The organism is Paenibacillus glycanilyticus (assembly GCF_030161375.1).
Lineage (GTDB): Bacteria > Bacillota > Bacilli > Paenibacillales > Paenibacillaceae > Pristimantibacillus > Pristimantibacillus glycanilyticus_B.
The window spans coordinates 75,726-98,209 of sequence record NZ_BSSQ01000024.1 but is presented as its reverse complement, the minus strand read 5'-3'; the positions used below and the strand labels follow the sequence as shown (position 1 = coordinate 98,209).

The following is a 22,484-nucleotide window of genomic DNA, read 5'->3' as shown; positions in this document are numbered from 1 at the left end:
AAACAGGAGATGGCATTTGCCGTAAACCGTTGGTTAATGGGGATACGTACTTTCACGTTAAAGCTTTCGCTTCAAGTTAAACTCATTCTGTCCTTCGTATTCATCATCTTTATTCCGGTTATTCTATTCTCCTGGTATACGCTTAATGAAGAGTCTGCCAAGGCAATGAAAGAATTGTCGGAAAACAATAAAAATGTGCTGAAGGTCGAGAAGATCAACATTGAGAATAACGTAGAGCTGATGGGATGGACCGGTCAGCTTGCGTTATCCAACCGCGAAATGAACAATTATTTGCAGATTGAACAGATGCAGGATGCGGCTCGAGTTCTTCATATTAAGAGCGACGTGGTCAACAGCTTTCAATATTTCTTGTTCAATAATCCGCGAATCGCGAATGTCCGGTTGTTCACGGACAATTCTTTCGTAAATGAGATTTGGCCGGTTATCCTGCAGGAAGCCCGCATTCAGGACAAACCTTGGCATCATGCGGTGATGGCGCAAAACGGCTTACCCTGGTGGGAGATCCAGGAGGATGTTGGCCTCACCGGCGTGCCTTCGGAACAAACAGCGGACGAGCCCTTCATGACTTATTTGCAGGAATTCAGATATCCGGATAACCGAGTACATAACGGAATTTTAGAAATATCGATGAAACTGTCGGATTTTTTCTCTCAAACGTTCAGCAGCGTGCAGGATACGAACTCCCAGCTAATTGTAGTGGCGAGAAGCGGTCAGGCTTATAGCCTGAAGGATTCTCCCGTGTTTAAAAAACATAGTGCGGAAGAATTAATGAACAGCTTGGAACTGACAAGCAACACTGATTACGAGAAAGTTCAGTTCAAGGTTAATGGGGAGTCCTACTTGGCCTTTCAGAGCTATATTCCGTCGATTGACATCCATTTGGTCAATATGGCCAGCTTAGCCGAGACGAATAAAAGCATTAACCATTCGAGAGTTCGTTATATTGTGCTCATTTCGTTATTGGTAGTTTTTCTCATCTTACTCTCCTATTTGATGCAGTCAAAGATTTTGAGTAGATTGAGGGCATTAAGAGAGTCCATGCAACAGGTAAGAAGCGGTAATTTCAACATCGAACTGCCGCCTATTGCGGTAACCGATGAGGTAGGAGAGCTTAGCTTCCATTACCAACAACTTATTCTGAAAATTAACGAGCTTATCCAGGAACAGGCAACCAGACAAGCCGCAGGCAAAGAGGCTGAACTCCGGGCGTTAAAAAACCAGATTGATTCTCACTTTCTCTATAACACGCTGGAGAACGTCAAGATGCTGGCCGAGATTGAGGGTCAATACCATATTTCGGACATCATGACTTCGCTGGGCGGCATGATGCGGTATTCCATTGATTGGAAGAGGGATCATGTCATGCTTAGCGATGAAATTCAGCAAGTTCAGCATTTTGTGTCTATTATGAACACGCGATTTGATGGAAGACTTGACTTAAGGATGTCGATTGCACCGGAATGCTTCAAGCAAGAATCGCTCAAAATGTCATTGCAGCCAATTGTTGAGAATGCAATCAAGCATGGTATGAGCCGTATGCATTCCAGTGACGGGAATCTTGCCATTAGGATTGATGCCGAGAGACTGGATCATACTTGCGTTATAAAGATCACGGACAGCGGTTGCGGCATCGCGGATGAGAAATTGGAGTTATTAAATCAGATGCTCCGAATGGAAGAGTCTGCCTATCAGGAGGCAAGGCAACTATTTGCACGTAAAGACCATCAGGACAGTAATGGAATCGGACTGCGAAATGTGGACCAGCGCGTAGTGATGAGCTACGGGGCCGAATACGGGATTCGGATCGAGAGTCAAGAGGGAAGCTATACATGCATAATCATGACGTTGCCGTATCGGGTCATGGGAGGGGAAGTAGACAGTAATGATTAGCTTACTGATCGTTGACGACGAGAAGCTTATAAGGCGGGGTTTGCAATCGGTTATAGAGAGGCAGTTTCCTCAATTGTTCAGCTACCGGTTCGCCGAGAACGGTCAAGAAGCGCTGGAGATGCTTCGCTTGGAGCCTGCGGATATTATGTTCACGGATATTCGAATGCCCATTATGGACGGTATCGAAATGTTAGAGCAGCTGCAAGAACACCAGATTAAACCGGAGATTGTATTGCTGTCTGGCTATAACGACTTCGTATATGCCCAGAAGGGGATACGATACGCCGTGAAGGATTATCTCGTAAAACCCGTCGTGCGGGAAGAGTTGTTTGCCGTCCTTGAGCGATTGAGGAATGAAATAATATTAAGAGAAGAGCAGCGGGCAGAACAGGCGGGCGAAGCTGCCGGCCTTGCCGCCGCCGAATGGGTTACTTTGCATTTGACCCAAAAAGACGCGGGAGAGTCTTTATTGCGGAGCAAGCCCGGCTTAAGCTGGATGGAAAACGGTTATACGCTTGGCTTGTTTACGGAGCGCGGCGGGAGATTACAGGCTGAACGAACGGATGTTGTTTCCTTCAAGAATCAAATCGCGGAATTGTTACAAGATCATACGGACTGGGTGCTGTCGCGTGACGGCAACGGCGGAACGATTATGATTGCACGTGAGGCGGATATGTTCTACCAACTGGCAGAACGGTGGAAGCTCCGCGTGGATGATTCAAGGTTGCAGATTGCGATTAGCCACTCGGTTCCAGGGATTGAACAGATCAGGCAGGCTTATAGTCAGGCGAAGCAAACCTCGAAATACGGTATCCTGATCCCGGATCTTGACGTGCTGAGTTACACCAGCATTAGCGAACGTAACGAACGGCATGCCGTTCCCGTTGAATTGATCGAACGTATTTGGAATCTCATCGGAATGGGGCGCGGGGATGAAATGAAGCAACTTCTGGATCAAATCCTCGATCCTCGCATGATTAGCGTCAGTGAAATCGGTTATCTGGAGCGGATCAGCCAGCTTTTCAACGAGGAGTTGTTTGATAAGTTGCACCGAATCTACGGGCAAAAGATACTTGGGCTATTAAAGACTCATGCTTCTGTCGGTCACATTGGAAACTTCGATCGGTTTGAAGTTTATCGCATCGCGGTAGAGAAGCTTCTTAATCACTTGGATCAATTCATCCAAGAGAATCGGGCTGAGCAAGTTCCGACGGAGCAAACGACGATGCAAAAAGTTCTAGCCTACCTGAAGACGCATTATGCCGATGATTTGAACATGGCTGTCGTGTCCAATCATTTCTCGCTAAATTACTCGTATTTCAGCCAGGCCTTTCAAGAATATTGCGGCGAGAGCTTCTCAAGCTATGTTCGCCGGCTAAGGTTGGACAAGGCGAAGGAACTGTTGGTGAACTCCGATTTGAAGGTATACGAGATCAGCGAGCAGGTTGGATTCGAGAACGTGAAGCATTTTACTAGAATATTCAAGCATACCGAAGGCATTACAGCGTTGGAATTTAGAAGCAAACGAAGACAATTTCAAAACTGAAAATGAATGACCCACAAGAAAGCCGCTTTTCTCAAAGGAGCAGTCTTATGGGTCAACGCTCATTATTTTGTATGAAGGAAGTCAATCAATGCATTGTTAAATTGTTGAGGGTGAGTCGCGTTCAAACCATGCGGTCCGCCTTCAATCACGACAAGCTGACTGTCCTCAACAGCTTCGTAAGACAATTGACCGCTTACTTCAAGCGGTACGATCGCATCGGAATCGCCATGAATGACAAGCAGTGGAATATCGAATTTCGCCAAGTCGCCGCGGAAGTCGGTCCGACCGAAAGCATCCGTGCAATCGAGCGTACCTTTAGGCGAAGCGTTAGAAGCAATTTCTACGTTGAAATGGCGGAAAGGCTCGCTCACGAGATCAGTCCGATCACCTGCTTTAAAGAAATTGTGGGTGAAGCCGTCCAGGAACGCAACACGGTCTTGTTTCAAGCCGTCTTGGAAAGCTTGAATAGCGGCTTCATCCAGACCACCTTCCGGATGCTCGGCCGACTTGTAGAAGAATGGCGGTACCGCCGCGGCGAGTACGGCTTTTCTAACACGGCTTGTTCCGTATGTACCAACGTAACGGGCAACCTCTCCGCCGCCCATCGAAAATCCGACCAAAGTTACATTCTTAAGGTCCAGATGTGTAATCAGCTTGTGCAGATCCATTGCAAACGTATCGTAGTCATAACCGTTCCACGGCTGGGAGGATTGTCCGAATCCGCGGCGGTCATAAGTAATTACACGGTAACCTGCTCCAATAAGCGCGGGAACTTGATTTTCCCAAGAGCGCCCGCTTAGTGGCCAGCCATGGATCAGAATGACTGGTTTGCCTGCGCCAAGATCCTCAAAATACAATTCAATCGCTTGTCCGTTTTCTTCTCCAACTGTTAATTTAGGCATACTTCACACTCCGCTTTCTATTTATATAGTGTTATTTAAGGTGAAAAGGGTTATCCCCCATGTCCGCCAAACATCGTTTGAGCATATACAAGCCCCGCGCCATAAGCTCCGCTATGTTCCTTGGCAATAGCCAACACGGCATCGTAAGTTTCTTGGCGCGCCCAATCGCGTTGATACTCAAGAAGAACAGACAACCAGGTAACGGGAATTGCTCCTGCTTGGATCATGCGTTGAATGGACATGTTATGCGCTTCCGTAGTCGTTCCGCCGGAAGCGTCCGTTACGATGTATACTTCATAACCGTCTTTAATCGCTGCAATTACGGGGAATGCAAGACAAACTTCCGTCCACAGCGCCGCGATAATAAGTTTCTTGCGGCCTGTTTGCTTGACGGCTTCTAAGAAATTCTCATCTTCCCAAGAGTTCATGGTTGTGCGGTCAATTGGTTTCTGATCGGGGAATACGTCTTGAATTTGCGGATGAAGCGGGCCCGAGAAGCTTTCCGCAGCGACTGTTGTAAGTATAATAGGCGCATCGAAAACTTTGGCCGTCTTGGCTAAGCCAACGGTATTGTTAATAATGGTTTGGCGGTCTCCGCTTTGAACGCCAAAGAGCATTTGTGGCTGGTGGTCTACCAGAATAATTGCGGAGTTATCACCCGTAAGCAAATCTGTCTTTCCGTTAAACATACGAATATCCCTACCTTTTCCCAAAAGTTAATTGCAGCAAGCAATGGAAACCGCGCTGCATGTACTTAGTCTATTGGAAGGCGGTAGGGCAAACCATCCGCAGTTTTCTATACATTTCATAGGGAAAAACTATATCGTTCAAAAGTTTTATAATCCACAAGCATAAGTTATTCCTATAGATGTTATAGAGAAAGCCTTATTGCTCGTAAAAAAACCGACTCTTAGACTTATAAATAGAATGAAGAGAGGAGAGAGAAGAAATGAGTTTGGTTTCTATGATTCTGGCTTTTGCCGCAGGCACAGTCATCGGGGTTGTGTTTCAGTCGCTTAAGATCCCTTCACCGGCACCGCCTTTTCTGGGCTTGCTGGGACTAGCCGGTATGTATATTGGACAGCGATTAATTCCTTGGATTCATCAATGGTTAACCGCGAATAAAATCATTTAAAGGGGGACTGGAATCATGTCCAAGACAGACGTTGAAGCGAGTTTGATCATTCACAATGCCAATATCGTAACGATGGACGATTCAAAATCTACAGCAACAGCGCTTGCGGTCAAAGACGGCCATTTTCTGGCCGTGGGAGACGATGCCGATGTCATGAAATATAGAGGGCCGGCTACTCAGGTTGTGAACGCGAATAAACGGATGTTAATTCCCGGCTTGAACGATTCTCATATACATCTCATTCGGGGAGGTCTTAATTATAACCTTGAGCTCCGATGGGACGGGGTGCCATCCGTTGCGGATGCCCTTAGAATGTTGAAAAAACAAGTGGATCGCACGCCTGCTCCGCATTGGGTCCGCGTTGTTGGCGGTTGGACAGAGTTTCAATTCATCGAACGCCGTATGCCAACATTAGATGAAATCAACCGCATTGCTCCGGATACCCCGGTCTTTATCCTTAATCTATACCGACAAGCGTTCCTGAACAAAGCGGCCTTGCGGGTAATTGGCTATACCAAAGATACGCCTAACCCGCCAGGCGGAGAAATCCAAAGAGATAGCAAAGGAAATCCAACGGGGATGCTAATCGCCCGCCCTAATGCAACGATTTTGTACGCTACTCTAGCGAAAGGGCCAAAGCTTTCCTACGAGGACCAAATGAATTCAACCCGGTTGTTCATGAGGGAGTTGAACCGGTTTGGAGTTACTAGCGTGATTGATGCCGGCGGAGGCTTTCAGAATTATCCCGACGACTATCAGGTGTTTGATGAACTTGATAAACGCGGAGAAATTACGGTTCGCACGGCTTACAATTTATTTACGCAAAATCCGAAAAATGAATTAAATGATTTCAAAACATGGACCGCTTCTTCTCAGCCTTATACGGGCAGCTCCTATTATCGGCATAACGGTGCAGGTGAAATGCTGGTCTATAGCGCGGCAGACTTTGAAGACTTTGTAGAGCCGCGTCCAGAACTTCCTGCCGTGCTTGAAGACGAGTTATTTGACGTATCGCGGCATCTTGTTGAACAGCGCTGGCCGTTCCGTCTGCATGCAACGTATGGAGAGTCGATTACGCGTTTTCTCGATGTATTTGAGCGTGTGAACAAAGAGGTGCCGTTCAAAGACTTGCGCTGGATTCTCGATCATGCCGAGACGATCCGGGAGAAGGATTTAGAACGGGTTGTGGAACTCGGCGGGTCTATTGCGGTTCAAAGCCGAATGGCTTTCCAAGGGGAATATTTCGTCGAGAGATACGGGGCTGAAGCCGCGGAAAATGCACCTCCAATCGGGAAGATGATTAAGCATGGATTACATGTGGGCGTGGGGACAGATGCCACTCGAGTAGCCAGTTACAATCCATGGGTTGCATTATATTGGTTAGTGACAGGTAAAACTTTGGGCGGATTAAGCCTGTACCCTGAGTCCAATCGCGTGGAGCGGCATGAAGCGCTTCGCATGTACACGTCGGGGAATGCTTGGTTTTCGAAAGAAGAGGATGTAAAAGGGCAAATTAAGGAGGGGCATTATGCTGATTTTTCGATTCTTTCCGATAATTTCTTGCTTGTCCCCGAAGAAGCGATTAAAAAAATGGAATCCGTCTTCACGGTTGTAGGCGGCAAGATCGTCTACGGCACTAACGAATTCGAATCGTTGTCGCCACCGGCTCCAAAGGCGAGTCCGGACTGGTCTCCGCATAATGTCTTTGGCGGTTATTACAAGGAATCGGTATATGGTGGAGGATCAAGTGTCCTTGCGCCTAAGCAGGTACATCATTACCATAAATGTAATCATCATCATGGCAGCGGATTTTGCGATCTAGATTGTTTTGTCTTCTAGAATACAATGTGAAAGAGGTGTCCCATAAGTCATGAAAATGACGATGGGCACCTCCTTTTTAATCTAGGCTAAACAGCTGTCTGCGCATTAAATGTTCTTCCGATCGCCATTGCTCAGGGATTCCTTGAATTAATATTTCAGAGGTAGGAATCCCTTTACAAAAGCGAACGCTGACGCTTCTCCAGAATCATTTAATGCTCCGCCTGCCATTAACCTGTTCATGAAATGCTCAAACAAAAAGAAGCCGACCCTTCATGCGCATGAAGGTAGACCATATGCGCAATGGTCAACTGAAGCCGGGACATAACGTGCAGATCGGAACGGAAGATTAATTCATTCTCAGTTACAGCATTCATAAACGTCCAACAGATACGCGTTGTCTCAAGCTACACGTGGACAAAGTGATGCTTATCTAGAGTCTCAGGAATACAATACTCCTGGACATGTGCAGCAGGGCAGAAACTGCTATTCCGTTATGAAAGCATGAGTTCGACTGAGAGTGGGTACGAGATCGTTACTCGCAACTATCGCAGTATTTCCTATGAGTGTTGTCTGCTAAAGGACAGGTGGACAAAGGCACAAGGAGATCGAGAAATAAAGGTTAGCATGGAATATAAAGCAGCACGAGCTAAAAAAAGCGCTGCAAGGGTAAACATCTGCAGCGCCATTTTTATAAAAATCACTCTTTAATTACTACTGCGAACCGTCTTTACAGTGAGCGATCACCTTTTGAGACGGCCTCTGTTGCATTCACGGTTATTTAACGGTAACGGCGGTATCCTTTCTCTCTAAAGGAATAAACAAGGGAACAAGGGTGCTAAGCAGCAATATGCCCGCTAATGCCTCGAACGTAAATCTGTGGCCTTCCGAGTCGATTAAATAAATGGACAGAATGGGGCCAAGCGAGGCTCCGATAAACAGCATAAACATGTGGAACGATAAGGCGCTTGCTCTTAATTCGCCCGCTAAAGAGCCAATTAAAGACAACAAGGCAGGTAGGGCCATCGCTATGCCACCGGTAAATATAATACTCATCAAGGTTAAGAGGATAAGGTTCCCCGAGATCCCAACCAGACCTAGGCCGATACCGGCCATAATCAAGCCGCAACATAGAACATTTTTGACGCCATACTTCTGAACGAGCTTCCCGTCAAACGGAGAGATGAACATCCCAATGATGCCGGCAGCGCGCACCCATAATATTTCTTGGTGGTTTAAACCAAATTGGTCGCTGCTTAGAAAACTTCCAAGAGTGGAGAAAAAACCGACTAGAGCAATAAATAGAGTGGAGGAAATAATGAAGAAGTAAGGCAAGCTTTGTTTCTTAAATATGCCGCCAATGCGTCGCAAAGGAGACAACGCATTACCCCCCTGCTTTTGGACTACATCTCTCGGGATACAGGTTGTCAACATCATTAGCGAAACTAAATATACGCCGCCAAGGATATAAAATACATCGTTCCAGCTCAGATTCAAAACGACGGTACTGCTATAGATTTGTCCAACGATGCTGGCCATTAAGAAGGCACTGCTTATAAACCCGAGTATCGTAACTCTTTTGTTAGCCGGGAACATCTCGAGCGCGTAGGCTAACACTGCCGGCGGAAACATGGACGCTGCCAATCCCTGAATAACCCTAAGTACAATGAGCCAATGAAACTCTTGAACCGTGCCGATAAGCGGGGTTGATAACGTAAGCAAACTTAAGCCCAATATCATCATTTTTTTTCGTCCATAGCGATCGGAAAGCCCGCCAAATAATAGTCCACCTCCGGCAAAAGCAAAAGAAAACGCGCTTCCGGCCCAAGCGGCCGTGGAAGACGAGATTTGAAAGACGTCCTCAAACAACGTAAACAGCGGGATCGTTAAATAGAGCGCGGAGACGACAATTAATGAGCACCAGAACAGAATAAGGGTTGTGAGACTATAATGCGGTGCAAGCGGTTTAACAGGGGTATTCAAAAGTGTATCCTCCTCTTTCTACTTCGTGATATAGACATATAACATAATCGTATAAATGATGCTTCGCATGAACAATATCGAAAATTCTATGTCTCGTATTCAACTTTTCTATAATTATGAATCCGTATATACATAAAAATATGGCTATGTTATATTTTGTTCTGGAATTTAATGCTAAACGAGAGAGAGGCATATTGTGATGTCTGTAAAATTAAATGAAATACTTAACGTTCAAATCGCGAACTGGAATGTATTGTTTACCAAACTCCATAACTATCATTGGTATGTCAAAGGTCAGCAGTTCTTCACCTTGCATTTGAAGTTTGAAGAACTGTACACGGAAGCTGCGCTTCATGTGGACAATCTGGCCGAACGGCTGCTAGCATTAGGCGGCAGTCCCGTAGCGACTTTTCATGAGATTTTAGAGATCGCAACGGTAAAAGACGCAAGCGGCAATGAGAACGCAACGGAGATGGTCCGCACGCTTGTCGGAGATTTTGGGATTATTGTCAATGAGCTCAAAGCTGGGATGAGTATCGCAAACCTTGAGGATGACGAGACAACCGGCGATATGCTCCTCGCCATTCATTACTCGCTCGAAAAGCATGTATGGATGTTGAAATCATTCTTGGGGTAAGTGTGATCAGACTGCGGGAGAGATCATATAGAAGGAGTTGGGTATAGATGAGTGAAGTTCTAATGAAAACGGCAGGTATTCATCATATTACTTGTTTCGTTAAAAACGCGCAGAGAAACGTAGACTTTTATACGGGGGTCTTGGGCCTTCGTCTTGTCAAAAAAACAATAAATTTTGACGCGCCGGAAGTCTACCATTTGTACTTCGGCAATGAGAAAGGCAGCCCCGGTACCATTATTACGTTTTTCCCTTACGAGTTTTCAAGTAAAGGTCATATAGGGGGAGGGCAAGTAGGGACGACTACGTATGTGGTACCCATTGGCGCAATGGGTTTTTGGAAATCGCGTCTTGCCGCATTTCATATTTCCTATACGGAAAGTACCCGTTTCTCCGAAAGTTATATTCAATTCTTGGATTACGACGGTCTGCAGCTAGAGATTGTTGAGCGGGAAGGCGGTGCTCTCAATACGTGGTCACACGGCGATATCCCCGCGGATAAGGCGATCAAAGGTTTCGGAGGCGCTGTGTTGTACAGTACGGCATCCGACAAGACCATGTTGACTCTAGAAGAGATTCTAGGCCTTGAAAAGGTAGGGAAAGATAACGGCTTTATCCGATTTAGGGCAGAAGGGGATCTCGGCAATCTCATTGATGTAAATGAGGAGTCCATGGATTGGGGTACTCCTGGTGCTGGCACCGTTCATCATATCGCATGGCGGGCCAAGGATTGGGAAGAGCATGAAGCTTGGAGAGGCCACGTTGCGGATAACGGCTATCATTCTACGCCTATTATTGACCGGCAGTATTTCCACGCGATTTATTTTCGCGAACATGGCGGTATTTTGTTTGAGATTGCTACAGATCCCCCAGGATTTGCAAATGACGAGCCTGAAGAGCATCTGGGCGAAAAGTTAATGCTGCCGTCCTGGTTTGAAGACAGCCGAGATGAAATTGAGAGAAACCTGCCTCCTATAGAGGTACAGGCGAAAGGGAGAGTATGATGAGTAACATTGCGATTTACGGTTTCGGGCGGATTGGTCGGCAATTGCTAAGAGTGGCCCTTCAAGAGAAGTTGTTTGTACCTTATTCGATCTCGGATATTAGAGATGAATCTACGCTTGCGGCGCTTTTTGAGGTGGATACGAATTATAAACGTTGGCATGAAGAAGTCACTAGCCGGGAAGGTGCTATCCGCATTGGAGGCCGGGAAATCCGGTATATCAACTCGTCCGGCGAAGTGCCTAACTGGGGAGAACTAGGCGTTGAGCTGGTTATTGATTGCACGGGACGCGCCGTAACTAGACCGGTTGCGCAGCAGCATCTGGATCGGGGCGCCAAACGCGTGCTTGTCAGCGGGCCTAGTAAAAGTCTGGAAGACTGCGACGCCGTCTTGCTCAAAGGCATTAACCTAGCCAGCTTTGATCCGGAGAAGCATAAGATTATAAGCATGGCAAGCTGTACAACCAATGCGTTGGCACCGGTAGTTAAGTTAGTCAGGGAAAATTACGGTATTCAATACGGGCTTTTCTCGACGGTACATTCTTATACCAATACGCAATCCTTGACGGACCAGCCTATGAAGGACCGGCGTGACTCTTGGGCAGCGGCTGAAAATATTATTCCATCCTCATCGGGAGCGGCCAAAGCTTTGAAGTTTATTTGGAATGATCTTCAAATCACCGGGAAAGCCTACCGAATTCCGACCCGTACCGGCAGTATTGCGGAGTTGAATCTAATCACGGAGAAGTCCTGCTCCGTTCAGGACATTAACGAGATGTTCCGGTTTGCAGCCCAAGAAGGCGAGCTTAAAGGAGTCCTGAATGTGTTGGAAGGAGAATGGGCTTCCTCCCGCATAGTCGGAGATCCTCATTCGTCGATTATTGATTTGCCGTTAACGCAAGTGCAAGGCGGGCTGTTATCCGTAGCTACTTGGTATGATAATGAATGGGGTTACGCTTCCCGGTTAGCGGAAGTGGCCGCTTTTCTTGCTAAAGCTTAGGTTCGTTTGAGCATTAGATAACGCAAATAAAGAGCAGTTACTCAGGCTAGCATTAGCCGTGAATAACTGCTTTTTGTTTTGTAGCCATAAATGGATTAAGCCAGCTCTACATCTCGTAAACCAAGCCCTTCGGCAACCGCTTGTCCCCATTCCGGATCTGCCTTATAGAAATGGGCGATTTGACGAAGTTTGATTTCATCCTTCTCAACGGGTTTCATAGCGTTGACAATGTTATTCACAAGGCGTTGCCGTTCTTCCAAACCAAGCAGCCGGTACAAGTCTCCGGGTTGCGTGTAATGGTCATTATGGTCATAAGGGACGCTGTCTGCTGAACCGGATACTTCAAACGAGGTTGTTTTGTGCGCTGTTGATTCAGTCGCTCCGCCGTAACTATTCGGTTCGTAGTAAACCGAAGTCCCTCCATTGCGGTCAGTACGCATCTGGCCATCCCGCATATTATTGTTTACTTCGACGACAGGTTTATTAATGGGCAGCGTATGGTGGTTGGTGCCAACCCGGTAGCGGTGGGCATCGGCATAAGCGAATAAACGCCCTTGGAGCATTTTATCCGGGGAAGCCTCGATACCAGGTACGAACGCACCGGGAGAAAACGTGGCTTGTTCGACTTCGGCAAAATAATTGGCCGGATTGCGGTCGAGCACCATGCGCCCAACCTCGATGAGAGGGTAGTCCTTCTGCGACCAAACCTTCGTGACATCAAACGGATCGAACCGATAAGTATTTGCATCTTCCAGAGGCATCATTTGTACATACAGCTTCCATGCGGGGAAGTTCTCGTTTGCAATGGCCTGGAACAAATCCTCCGTGTGATAATCCGGGTTGTTGCCGGCTAATTTGGCAGCTAGTTCGACATCCAGATTTCTAACGCCTTGTTCCGTTCTGAAATGGTATTTGACCCATACCGCATGTCCATCCGCATTGACCCATTTAAAAGTATGGCTTCCATAACCATGCATATGACGAAGCGTGGCAGGTATACCCCGATCGGACATCAAGATCGATACTTGGTGCAGAGATTCGGGAGACAAAGACCAAAAATCCCATACGGCGGTAGCGTTTTTAAGATGAGTTTGAGGATGCCGTTTCTGAGTATGTATGAAATCCGGAAATTTAATAGCATCCCTTATGAAGAAGACAGGCGTGTTATTTCCTACCAAATCATAGTTTCCTTCTTCGGTGTAAAATTTCACGGCGAATCCGCGTGGATCGCGTACGGTATCGGCCGATCCAAGTTCGCCTGCCACAGTCGAGAAACGTACAAACACAGGGGTGCGTTGTCCAATCTTGGACAAAAAGCCGGCTTTCGTATAGGAAGACAAGTCATGGGTGACTTCAAAATACCCGTGAGCCCCGGCACCTTTTGCATGCACAACGCGTTCAGGAACTCGCTCGCGGTTAAAATGAGCCAGTTTTTCAAGAAGATGGACGTCTTGAATGAGCGTTGGACCTCGAGAGCCGGCTGTCATGGAATTCTGGTTATCGCCAACTGGCGCTCCCCAACTAGTCGTTAATTGGCCTTGTTTAATCTCCAAAGTTAATACCTCCACAAACATGTTAGTCGTGCTAGGAACATCTTAGTCTCTCTTTTGCAGTCCTATCAATAATGTCTTCTCTATAGGTCATATAGCTATTGTTTATATTGCGGAATCTTAATAATTTCCTATATGATCTTAAAACTTTGTATCTAGTTCGAATGAAGGCGCTGGTATAGGATTTGATTGTAAATCAATAACTTGCAAGGAGGGAAGGTGGCGTCCGGCTACAACGATGAAGGCGTGGTGATCAGGTTGAAGGGCAAATTAACGGCTGCCATCATTCTCGCAGCGATCTCGATTATTGGAGGCACCATTTATTATGCATCATCGGGGAAGGCAGCTGCCGACCGGATACCGGTTGCCGAAGTGAACGGAGCCGAGATTACGGCGAAGGAATTCATGAGCGAGTTGCAGCGGCAAAGAGCTTCGGTGATCGATAGCTTCCGCTTAACTTACGGCGCAGAATACGGAAGCGAGTTTTGGAAGACCGATTACAATGGGGAAACGCCGGAATCTGCGGCCAAGCAAAAAGCATTGGATGAACTCGTCCGAATGAAAGTAGAACTGGCGTTAGCCCAAAAGTATGGACTCGTTAAGGGAACAACTGACGTTGAATTACGGCAGGAGATGGACAAGGAGAACAAACGAAGAGAGGCTGCCGTCAAAGCCAATCAACCAATCTTTGGTCCTGTTCAGCTAGATGAAAACTCATTTAGAAATGTTTATATGAGCAAGATTCGGAATGAACTTAAGGAAAAGCTATCCGAGAAGGAACTGAAAGCAAGCGACGAGGATATGAAAAACGTCTATGAACAGCTCAAAGAGACGTTGTTCACAGACGTTGGGCGTATTCGGTTTCAGAAGCTTGCGGTATCTTACAAGGAAGCCGGATCCGGCAGTGATGAGCAGAAGCAGGCGGCAAGAAAGCATATAGAATCGGCACTTCAACTTGTCAAGCAAGGGGAAGGAATGAGCGAGGCGGCTATGGAGACGGAGTCGGGCCATTTGGTCCGATATTCCGAGGAAGAATGGAATGCCAATACGGCAGGCAGCTATTTCAAATCTCAGCCAGCACTGTTCTCCGCGCTTTCAGGAGATATGAAGCCAGGCGAAGTTAGTGGCGTCATTGATGAAGAGCAGCAGGGAGAATATGCATTGATCAAGATAATGCAGCGAGAGGCAGACGGGTACACGAGTCTAGACGACAATGAAGGCACTGTGCGGAACAGTTATTTGGATTCGGCTTATACAGCATATTTGAACAAGCTGATTGATGAAGCAAAGGTTCAAATTATTCCGGAGAACTACGACAAAATGACCGTGCAGTAGCTTGTACATGAAAATGTTGAAAGCGGTTTCTCGATGAATAAACCTTGTGAGGAGGAATTAGCAAATGAAATTCAGGCTCATCCCTATTACCTTAGTATTGGCTATGGTAGCCGTGTGCTTCCTGCCGTTCGTCAAACCATCCGTCGTTCATGCGGCAGGTACCGTATATTACGTGGATTCCGCTAATGGGAACGATACGAATTCCGGTACGTCGACAGGCGCGCCTTGGCAATCGCTCGACAAAGTGAACAGCATCACTTTCCAACCGGGCGATTCCATCCAATTTAAGGCGGGCGGTGTATGGACCGGAACACTAAGTCCAAAAGGCTCGGGTACGGCAGGCAACCCGATTCAGATTGATAAGTATGGAACAGGCAGCAAACCGCTAATTGCCGGGGCAGGCGCTGCGTCAGCCGTATACTTCTACAATCAGGAGCAGTGGGAAATCCGGAATTTGGAGATTACCAACGATGCGGCAACAAGCGGCGTGCGCAGAGGGATCCATTTGGACGGAAGCAGCGGCACTTGGACGAATCCGAAAGTGTACCAGCATTTTGTGCTGGAAAATTTGGATATCCATAATGTGAAGGGCGATGTCAATACGGATTACGCCCATAACGGCGGGATTATTGTCTGGGGAACGACTTGGGATTACCACGTATCGGATGTGACAATTAACAATTGCACCATCCATACGGTCGACAGCGTAGGCATTTATTTGAACGGCGCCCAAACCAAGTACTCCTCCGATCTGAAAGTGACGAACAATCTGATCTACGACGTAGCCGCGGATGGCGCGTTTGTCTTGAATACGACAAACGGTTTGATTGAAAATAACATCGTCCATGACACTCACGTCAGAGCTGGCGGTTACCATGTACCGCTCTGGGTTTTTGCCGGGAAAAACAACATTATTCAATACAACGAGGTATACAATACGGCAGCAGGCGGAGACGCCATGGCTTATGACGCCGATTACAACAGCGATGGCACGATCATTCAGTATAACTACAGTCACAACAATGCGGGGGGCGGCTTCCTGGTCGTCAACGACGGAACGGTTGCGAGCAACTTCAACACGAATACCGTTATCCGCTACAATATCAGCCAGAACGACGGCGGTGCCGTATTTAATTTCAACGGAACGCCAAAGACAACCTACGTCTATAACAATACGATCTATTTGCCAAAGACTTCCCAAGCTAAGGTCATTAATCATTCCAACTGGGGTGGATATGCCCAAAATACGTATTTCTACAATAATATCATCTACAATCTGGGAACGGGCGGTTACACCTTCGCCACCAGCACGAACAACGTATTTGAGAACAACGTTTTTTACGGCAATCACCCGGCGACCGAACCGGCTGACCCTTACAAGATTACGGTTGACCCGCAGCTGGCTTCACCGGGATCAGGAGGAATCGGCAAAACTTCCGTTGCAGGCTATCAACTATTAAACACCTCTCCTGCGATTGGTACCGGCAAGTTGATGACCAATAACGGAGGCAAAGATTACTTCGGTAATCCGGTATCCTCAACTTCAACGCCTAATATTGGAGCTTATCAAGGAGCGGGGCTTGATCCGAACAATCTTCCGCCTCTGCCAACGCCACCAACAGATGTGAATTTGCTGAAAAACGCAGGTTTTGAAACGGGCGATTTCACTTATTGGCCAAACCATTATAATTCGTCCACCATCGGAAATGTTAACCCCCATACGGGAACATACGCCGCCAAACTTACCGGCTCCAATGCGGGGATCGAGCAGACCGTCGTGAATCTATATCCTAATACGATCTATAAGATGTACGCATGGGGGATCAGCGCAGGCGGCGGCGATGCAGTGCTTGGCGTGAAAAATTACGGCGGCAGCGCAATCGACGTCCATGTGACGTCAAGCACGTATGGAAGAAAAGAGCTTACCTTCACGACAGGCAGCTCCAATACGAGCGCAACGGTGTATCTGTATAAAGGCGCTAGCTCCGGCGACGTTTATTTTGACGATATGGAATTGTATCAGTTTAGTGCGGCGCCTGGCGGCACAGGTTCCGTGTTTCCAGAAGGGACTAACGACGAGTTCAATAGCACAACGCTAAGCTCCCAATGGGGTTGGATTAGGGAAAACAATGCAACGTGGTCGTTGAGCACCAATCCCGGTTCGATGCGAATCGTAAGCGAAGCAGGCGATCTTGCCGGCAGGGCGGATGCGAAAAACGTGCTGCTGACAGGCGCGCCAGCAGGGGATTGGACAATCGATACGAAACTCGATGGCAAGCCAACTTCCCAATGGTCGCAAGGCGGTTTGATCGTGTATGTGGATGATCTCACGTATTTGCGAGTAACGCGGTTATATGGAAGCGGCAATCAGTTCCAGTTCGACAAGCAGATCGGTGGCGTGCGCACGCATACGGAGGTGGCGGATACCATTGCTTCATCGGTGTCTTACCTCAGACTTATAAAGACCGGCAACAGCTATAGCGCCTATTACTCCGCGGATGGAGTAACGTTTACTCAGATTGGTACTGCGCAAACCGCTGATCTCACCGATCCGAAGGTCGGCTTTATTGTTTGCGCGGGTACGGGACTGACAGCGAATTTCGATTACTTCCATGTCGGGCAGCCAGCCATATTTAGCGATAATTTCGAAGACGGCAATTCCTCCGGTTGGACTACCGTGAACGGTACATGGTCCGTCGCGACGGATGGAACGCAAGTATACAAGCAAACCAATACATCCGGCGAAGCCAATGCTTATGCAGGCGACTCCTCATGGGACAACTACGCGGTGCAAGCGGATATCAAGCTTAATAATCAGGTTATCGATACGGGATCCGGCATATTGGCCCGGTATACGGACAGCAATAATTTTTACATGCTCAGGCTTAATCTATCAGGCAAGCTACAGCTGTATAAGAGAGTTGCCGGTACGTTCACCCTTCTTGGCGAATCGGCGGAGAATGTAACGGTCGGAACCTCGTACACGCTGAAATTGGCGGTGAACGGTTCAACGGTGAAAGGTTATCTGAACGGGGTAGAAAAGATTTCTAAAGCGGACACGAGTTTAAGCAGCGGGAAAATTGGCGCAAGATCATTTAATCAATCGTTCTCTCTCGACAATGTAAGCGTGACGGAAATGCAATAGTAGAAAGACGGGTGTCCCATCAATAGGAAGATGATGGGACACCCGTATCTTTATAATGGCAATACCGTTGCTCCATCATAAAAGCCGCCCTGAAGCCGTATGTGCTCAAAGGGAAGATTCGGATTGGCCAGCCTCCACAACATGCGATCCGCTCCTCGGAAGCCTACTTCTTTTATCGGCAGGATAGGACGGGTTAAATCCGAAATGCGGATATTCGGGGAATGCTCCAAACCTACGATCGAATAATCGACTGGAATTTTTCGTCCAATCAGGCTGCATCCGTAATACACCCAGCTTAGATCATGATCGATACCCGCGATGATCGCTGTAGGCTTAATTCGCTCTAGCATTCTAGTTAACTTCAAGGTATAGGTGTCTGGAGATCCGGTGTCAGTCAAATGATGCTCTTCATCCACCGTTAACCCGGCAGTGGCCATTGCTTCCCGGAAAGCCTGCCAACGCAAACGAAATCCGCGATGCAAATGAATGTCGCCGATATACAGGATTCTCCGGTGTCCTCTGCTTAACAGGTATTGAACGGATTGGTGGACAGCGGAAGAGACGTCCCACATGACGCTATCCACTTGTGCTGCCGGAGGCGGATAATTAAGCAATACTTTCGGAAGCGGGAGACTGAGCAGCTTCTCCTCCGTCTTCGCCGTAATCATCGGGGTAAGGAACAAGCCGTCCGTGAATAGCAAACTGTACTTGTCCGCCCATTCGTTAAACGCTTCATCGGAAACGGCGTCGCTTGGCGCGAACAACATCTCGAGTTTATGGCCGAATTCCGCAAGCCTTGACTGAATGCCTTCATATAAAGATTGGTGAATATAGACCATTCCCGTATTCGGTACGATAAAAGCGAATCTCCTCGATTTCGAGGAATAAATGGGGATATGCTCCACGGCCATGCCTTGCTCTTGATTTTTCGTTCTGTAACCAAGCTTCATGGCTAAGTCAATGACTTCTTTGCGGGTCTGTTCTGACATTCCCGGTAAACCGCGCAAAGCTTTGGAGACGGTATGCACCGTTAACCCCAAATGGTCGGCAAGGGTACGTAATGTAATTTGTTTTCTATTAGGCATAAGACCCACCTCAACTAAGATGCAATTGCTTTTATTATAGGAAAAATGAAATAAAAATGAAACTAAAAATAAAGCTTCATAAACGATACAATGAAGACAAATCTGATGGAGGTGGTTAGAAATGAGCAGTACGGTACCAACTGTACGAGTGCCCGAGAAAGAAATTCCGGTTTACGCGGAAGTGGATGTTATGGTGGCGGGAGGCGGCCCTTCAGGCATTGGAGCTGCGCTTGCCGCAGCAAGAAACGGCGCATCTGTTCTGCTAATCGAACAACGAGGTTATCTGGGGGGAATGGCGACGGTCTCGCAGGTTCCGGCCTTTTGTCCATATACCGATCATGAGAAACCGGTCATTCGAGGCATCGGGCTGGAAATTCTAAATGATATGAAAAGCGCCATGGAGATTGCGTTCCAGGAAGAGTGGCAAGAGAAGCTCGATTGGGTGCCGATTGATGCCGAAGTATTAAAGAGATTATTGGACGAAAAGCTGGTGGAGGCCGGTGTCAAGGTTCTTTATCATACGTTTGTCGGCAACGTGCTTGAGCAGGATGGCGTTCTCGAAGCGGCAATTATTCACAATAAGACGGGAACTCAAGCCGTGAAGGCGAGCCTGTTCATTGACGCGACAAGCGATGCGGATTTGACCTATCTGTCCGGCGGTCAACTCGAGAAAGGCGGCAATGAAGGAGAGCTGCAGCCCGGTACGATGTGCTTCGTATTAAACAACCTGGATCGGCAAAAGTTTCTCGCAAGCGCGGATATTCACGGCAGTGATTTGAAGCATGCGATCAATAAGGCCAAAAGTGATGGACGATTGAAGGTTGCTCGCGATTGGGCGGGAATCTCATGGCTGAACAATCATACGGCTGGCTTTAACTTTGGCCATGTGTTTGGCATTGACGGTTCGAATACGGATGATCTGACTAGAGGAGCAATTGAAGGGCGTGCCCTGGTTGCGCATATTACAGACTGGCTGAAGGAGACCATTCCTGGATTTGAAGATGCCTATCTCTCTTTAACCGGAGAGCAGGTTGGCATACGCGAAACCCGCCGAATCGTTGGCGATTACGTCATTACGGCGGATGATTTCCTGAAGTGCCGGTCCTTCCCGGACGATATCGCGCGTAATGCTTATTTCATCGATATTCATATGGCTAATGCGGCTAGCGGAATGACTATGGTACATCTTCCGCCAGGAGAATCGCACGGGATTCCGTTCCGGTCGCTGCTTCCAATTGGCTTGCGGAATGTGATCGTAGCCGGTAGAGCAATTTCGACCGACAGAGCCACTCAAGGTTCTACCCGGGTCATGCCAAATTGCTTCGCAATGGGCGAAGCTGCGGGTACGGCTGCCGCGATTCTTGCCGGGCAAGGCTCGCGTGAGACGCGCAGCATCGATACGGCAGCTTTGCAGCAAAGGCTTGTCCGGCAAGGGGCTTGGTTAGGAGAAGAGATTAATGCGCGGTACGGGGAAATGAATGCAAGCAAATAAAAGGAAACCTGCCGGAGCTCAAGCTCCGGCAGGTTTCAGATGTTTCAAATGCTTACTCTTTAACTGCGCCAAGTACAATCCCTTTTACGAAGTACCGCTGCAGTAACGGATAGACTGCCAAGATCGGCAGCATGGCAATAAAGATTTGAGCTGCTTTTACACTCCGATTCGATAACATCTCCAACTGCTCGGGATTAATGCCGGTCTTGCTGAAGTCTTGTACAACCACGATCGTTTGCAGCAAGGTAGCAAGCGGCCAATGCGCCGCGTCTCTCAAATACAACATCCCGTCAAACCAGCTGTTCCAATGTCCGACCAAGGTGAACAAAGAGATCGTCGCGATGGCCGGCATCGATACGGGCAAATAAATGGAGAAGAAGATTTTGAAGTGAGAGGCTCCGTCCACTATCGCTGCTTCATCTAAATCTTTCGGAATAGCCCGGAAGAAATTCAGCATGAGAATCATATTCCACACATTTACGAGATTTGGCAAAATAAGCACCCAGAAGGAATTTACCAGACCCAGCTTTTGATTCAGGATATAGTGGGGAACCAGTCCGGCGTCAAAAATCATAATGATGAGGAAATACCATACATAATAGGCGCGTGCTTTGAATTCGGCAGGGTTTCTAGATAAAGAGAAGGCCGCAAGCATCGTCACCAGCATACTCATTGCCGTGCCAATTACGCTCCGTAGAACCGAAATCCAGATGGCGGATAAGAAATTATCGTTATCGAACGTTTTCTCATAACTTTCCAGCGTGAAGTCGATAGGCAGGAAAGAGACAAGGTTGGAATCCGCCGCGGATTTACCGCTCAGGGAAACGGAAAAAATATGGATCATCGGCAATATGCAAAGTATGGAAACGGCTATTAGCACAGCTAGATTGCAGTAGTAAAAAATCCGATAAGACGAATTTTTATAATACATGTTCTTATCCTCCGATATGAGTACTTAAAAAGTTAGAAAATACGGTAATTCGCTACTTTGTACGCGAAGTAGTAGCCGCCGCTTATTAATACAAAACCTACCACGGATTTGAATATTCCTACAGCCGTAGCAAGACTATATTGTCCTCCCTGGAAGGTGCGGTACACATAAGTATCGATAATATCGCCTTTCTCGAGAACCAGCGGGTTGATCAAATTATAGATTTGGTCGAAGTTGGCGCTTAATACATTACCCAGAGACAAAGTGAACACGACTATGATGATTGGAAGCAAGGATGGCAACGTAATATAGATCGTCTGCTGGAATCTGCCGGCGCCGTCAATCTCGGAAGCTTCATAGAGAGCCGGGTTGATGCCGGACAAGGCGGCCAGGAACACGATCGCCGAGAATCCGAATTCTTTCCATAGATCGCTGGTTATTACGGTAGCTCTAAACCAATTGCCGTCTCCCAGGAACATAATTGGCTCCAAGCGAAGAAAAGAAACGAGACGGTTCGCAATCCCCTCTAGCGATAATAAATCTAGCAATATTCCGCCCAATATAACCCAAGACATAAAGTGGGGAAGATAGACCAACGTTTGTATGGACCGTTTGACCGCCATGTTACGAACTTCATTAAGCAATAGCGCGAATATAACCGGGACGATTAGGCCAAACAGGATCTTCAGTATGGAGATGAATAGGGTATTCCAAATGACTTGAACGGAATCATGCATGTTGAACATGAGGGTGAAATTATCCCAACCGATCCAATCGGAGCCGGTTATGCCAAGCCATGGCTTGAAATCCTCGAAAGCAATGGCGATGCCGGGCATAGGCGCGTATTTGAAGATGAACACGGATAACACGGCGGGCAGCAGCATGGCGTGCAGCCTCCAGGTTTTGCGGAACATCCGATTGCGTCTTGCTTTTATCGAAGCCGCTGGCGTTCTTCTAGCGATATTTTCCAACCGTAATCCTCCTTAGCTTTAGTGTGTGGAATAATCACATTCTA

The 22,484-nt window shown here is 47.4% G+C and carries 17 protein-coding genes; 10 read left to right on the top strand and 7 right to left on the bottom strand.

The features are described from left to right. The first annotated feature begins 9 nt into the window (after positions 1–9). Positions 10–1,911: a sensor histidine kinase gene (locus QQK89_RS26680; RefSeq protein ID WP_284241809.1), complete on the top strand. Its 1,902-nt coding sequence runs from the start codon at positions 10–12 to the stop codon at positions 1,909–1,911. Next, positions 1,904–3,457, top strand: coding sequence for a response regulator (locus QQK89_RS26675; RefSeq protein WP_284241808.1), 1,554 nt, complete (start codon positions 1,904–1,906; stop codon positions 3,455–3,457). Before QQK89_RS26680 ends, QQK89_RS26675 begins: the two co-directional genes overlap by 8 nt. A gap of 62 nt (positions 3,458–3,519) precedes the next feature. Here QQK89_RS26675 and QQK89_RS26670 read toward each other — a convergent pair whose 3' ends face one another. Both QQK89_RS26670 and QQK89_RS26665 read right to left on the bottom strand, forming a co-directional pair. Continuing rightward, on the bottom strand, positions 3,520–4,359 hold the full coding sequence (locus tag QQK89_RS26670) for an alpha/beta fold hydrolase (protein ID WP_284241807.1): 840 nt from the start codon (positions 4,357–4,359) through the stop codon (positions 3,520–3,522). Positions 4,360–4,409: 50 nt separating this feature from the next. Further along, positions 4,410–5,048 (bottom strand): hydrolase, encoded by a 639-nt coding sequence (locus QQK89_RS26665; protein WP_284241806.1) that lies wholly within the window; start codon positions 5,046–5,048, stop codon positions 4,410–4,412. Between the two features lie 260 nt (positions 5,049–5,308). Here QQK89_RS26665 and QQK89_RS26660 point away from each other — a divergent pair, with 260 nt between their 5' ends. Both QQK89_RS26660 and QQK89_RS26655 read left to right on the top strand, forming a co-directional pair. Further along, the gene (locus tag QQK89_RS26660) at positions 5,309–5,494 is read left to right on the top strand and encodes a XapX domain-containing protein (protein ID WP_284241805.1); all 186 of its coding nucleotides are present in this window, start codon (positions 5,309–5,311) and stop codon (positions 5,492–5,494) included. A 15-nt stretch (positions 5,495–5,509) separates the two neighbouring features. Further along, complete coding sequence (locus QQK89_RS26655) at positions 5,510–7,333, top strand: amidohydrolase (protein ID WP_284241804.1); 1,824 nt, start codon at positions 5,510–5,512, stop codon at positions 7,331–7,333. A 756-nt stretch (positions 7,334–8,089) separates the two neighbouring features. Here QQK89_RS26655 and QQK89_RS26650 read toward each other — a convergent pair. After that, entirely contained in the window at positions 8,090–9,295 is a 1,206-nt protein-coding gene (locus QQK89_RS26650) for an MFS transporter (protein WP_284241803.1), read from the bottom strand. Between the two features lie 199 nt (positions 9,296–9,494). Between QQK89_RS26650 and QQK89_RS26645 the strand changes: the two genes are divergently transcribed. From QQK89_RS26645 to QQK89_RS26635, 3 genes are read left to right on the top strand one after another with little or no spacing between them, the layout of a single operon-like run. Continuing rightward, positions 9,495–9,932 (top strand): Dps family protein, encoded by a 438-nt coding sequence (locus QQK89_RS26645; RefSeq protein WP_284241802.1) that lies wholly within the window; start codon positions 9,495–9,497, stop codon positions 9,930–9,932. A 47-nt stretch (positions 9,933–9,979) separates the two neighbouring features. After that, positions 9,980–10,933, top strand: coding sequence for a ring-cleaving dioxygenase (locus QQK89_RS26640; protein ID WP_284241801.1), 954 nt, complete (start codon positions 9,980–9,982; stop codon positions 10,931–10,933). Next, positions 10,930–11,931: a type I glyceraldehyde-3-phosphate dehydrogenase gene (locus QQK89_RS26635; RefSeq protein WP_284241800.1), complete on the top strand. Its 1,002-nt coding sequence runs from the start codon at positions 10,930–10,932 to the stop codon at positions 11,929–11,931. The genes QQK89_RS26640 and QQK89_RS26635 overlap by 4 nt, the downstream gene beginning before the upstream one ends. Positions 11,932–12,026: 95 nt before the next feature. Here the strand turns inward: QQK89_RS26635 and katA are convergent, their stop codons facing one another. Beyond that, the gene (gene katA / locus QQK89_RS26630; RefSeq protein ID WP_434481782.1) at positions 12,027–13,505 is read right to left on the bottom strand and encodes a catalase KatA; all 1,479 of its coding nucleotides are present in this window, start codon (positions 13,503–13,505) and stop codon (positions 12,027–12,029) included. A gap of 195 nt (positions 13,506–13,700) precedes the next feature. On the opposite strand from katA, the gene QQK89_RS26625 reads away from it, so the two are divergent. Beyond that, positions 13,701–14,816 (top strand): peptidylprolyl isomerase, encoded by a 1,116-nt coding sequence (locus QQK89_RS26625; protein ID WP_284241799.1) that lies wholly within the window; start codon positions 13,701–13,703, stop codon positions 14,814–14,816. Positions 14,817–14,880: 64 nt separating this feature from the next. Then, positions 14,881–17,961: a right-handed parallel beta-helix repeat-containing protein gene (locus tag QQK89_RS26620; protein WP_284241798.1), complete on the top strand. Its 3,081-nt coding sequence runs from the start codon at positions 14,881–14,883 to the stop codon at positions 17,959–17,961. 50 nt (positions 17,962–18,011) lie between these two features. Here QQK89_RS26620 and QQK89_RS26615 read toward each other — a convergent pair whose 3' ends face one another. Beyond that, on the bottom strand, positions 18,012–19,046 hold the full coding sequence (locus tag QQK89_RS26615; protein ID WP_284241797.1) for a LacI family DNA-binding transcriptional regulator: 1,035 nt from the start codon (positions 19,044–19,046) through the stop codon (positions 18,012–18,014). Between the two features lie 121 nt (positions 19,047–19,167). On the opposite strand from QQK89_RS26615, the gene QQK89_RS26610 reads away from it, so the two are divergent. Continuing rightward, a complete protein-coding gene (locus QQK89_RS26610) occupies positions 19,168–20,538 on the top strand; it encodes an FAD-dependent oxidoreductase (protein ID WP_284241796.1) in 1,371 nt (456 codons plus the stop codon). A gap of 52 nt (positions 20,539–20,590) precedes the next feature. Here QQK89_RS26610 and QQK89_RS26605 read toward each other — a convergent pair whose 3' ends face one another. Together QQK89_RS26605 and QQK89_RS26600 are read right to left on the bottom strand one after the other, a co-directional pair. Further along, positions 20,591–21,469 (bottom strand): carbohydrate ABC transporter permease, encoded by an 879-nt coding sequence (locus QQK89_RS26605; protein WP_284241795.1) that lies wholly within the window; start codon positions 21,467–21,469, stop codon positions 20,591–20,593. A gap of 32 nt (positions 21,470–21,501) precedes the next feature. Next, the gene (locus QQK89_RS26600; RefSeq protein ID WP_284241841.1) at positions 21,502–22,383 is read right to left on the bottom strand and encodes an ABC transporter permease; all 882 of its coding nucleotides are present in this window, start codon (positions 22,381–22,383) and stop codon (positions 21,502–21,504) included. Positions 22,384–22,484: the final 101 nt, after the last annotated feature.

What these genes read in the sequence shown, in the direction of transcription:
- QQK89_RS26600 (WP_284241841.1), bottom strand. Translation starts at nt 22,383, where the DNA reads ATGTTCCGCAAAACCTGGAGGCTGCACGCCATGCTGCTGCCCGCCGTG.
- QQK89_RS26610 (WP_284241796.1), top strand. Translation starts at nt 19,168, where the DNA reads ATGAGCAGTACGGTACCAACTGTACGAGTGCCCGAGAAAGAAATTCCG.
- QQK89_RS26660 (WP_284241805.1), top strand. Translation starts at nt 5,309, where the DNA reads ATGAGTTTGGTTTCTATGATTCTGGCTTTTGCCGCAGGCACAGTCATC.
- QQK89_RS26665 (WP_284241806.1), bottom strand. Translation starts at nt 5,048, where the DNA reads ATGTTTAACGGAAAGACAGATTTGCTTACGGGTGATAACTCCGCAATT.
- katA (WP_434481782.1), bottom strand. Translation starts at nt 13,505, where the DNA reads ATGTTTGTGGAGGTATTAACTTTGGAGATTAAACAAGGCCAATTAACG.
- QQK89_RS26635 (WP_284241800.1), top strand. Translation starts at nt 10,930, where the DNA reads ATGATGAGTAACATTGCGATTTACGGTTTCGGGCGGATTGGTCGGCAA.
- QQK89_RS26640 (WP_284241801.1), top strand. Translation starts at nt 9,980, where the DNA reads ATGAGTGAAGTTCTAATGAAAACGGCAGGTATTCATCATATTACTTGT.
- QQK89_RS26655 (WP_284241804.1), top strand. Translation starts at nt 5,510, where the DNA reads ATGTCCAAGACAGACGTTGAAGCGAGTTTGATCATTCACAATGCCAAT.
- QQK89_RS26675 (WP_284241808.1), top strand. Translation starts at nt 1,904, where the DNA reads ATGATTAGCTTACTGATCGTTGACGACGAGAAGCTTATAAGGCGGGGT.
- QQK89_RS26615 (WP_284241797.1), bottom strand. Translation starts at nt 19,046, where the DNA reads ATGCCTAATAGAAAACAAATTACATTACGTACCCTTGCCGACCATTTG.
- QQK89_RS26680 (WP_284241809.1), top strand. Translation starts at nt 10, where the DNA reads ATGGCATTTGCCGTAAACCGTTGGTTAATGGGGATACGTACTTTCACG.
- QQK89_RS26620 (WP_284241798.1), top strand. Translation starts at nt 14,881, where the DNA reads ATGAAATTCAGGCTCATCCCTATTACCTTAGTATTGGCTATGGTAGCC.
- QQK89_RS26605 (WP_284241795.1), bottom strand. Translation starts at nt 21,469, where the DNA reads ATGTATTATAAAAATTCGTCTTATCGGATTTTTTACTACTGCAATCTA.
- QQK89_RS26670 (WP_284241807.1), bottom strand. Translation starts at nt 4,359, where the DNA reads ATGCCTAAATTAACAGTTGGAGAAGAAAACGGACAAGCGATTGAATTG.
- QQK89_RS26645 (WP_284241802.1), top strand. Translation starts at nt 9,495, where the DNA reads ATGTCTGTAAAATTAAATGAAATACTTAACGTTCAAATCGCGAACTGG.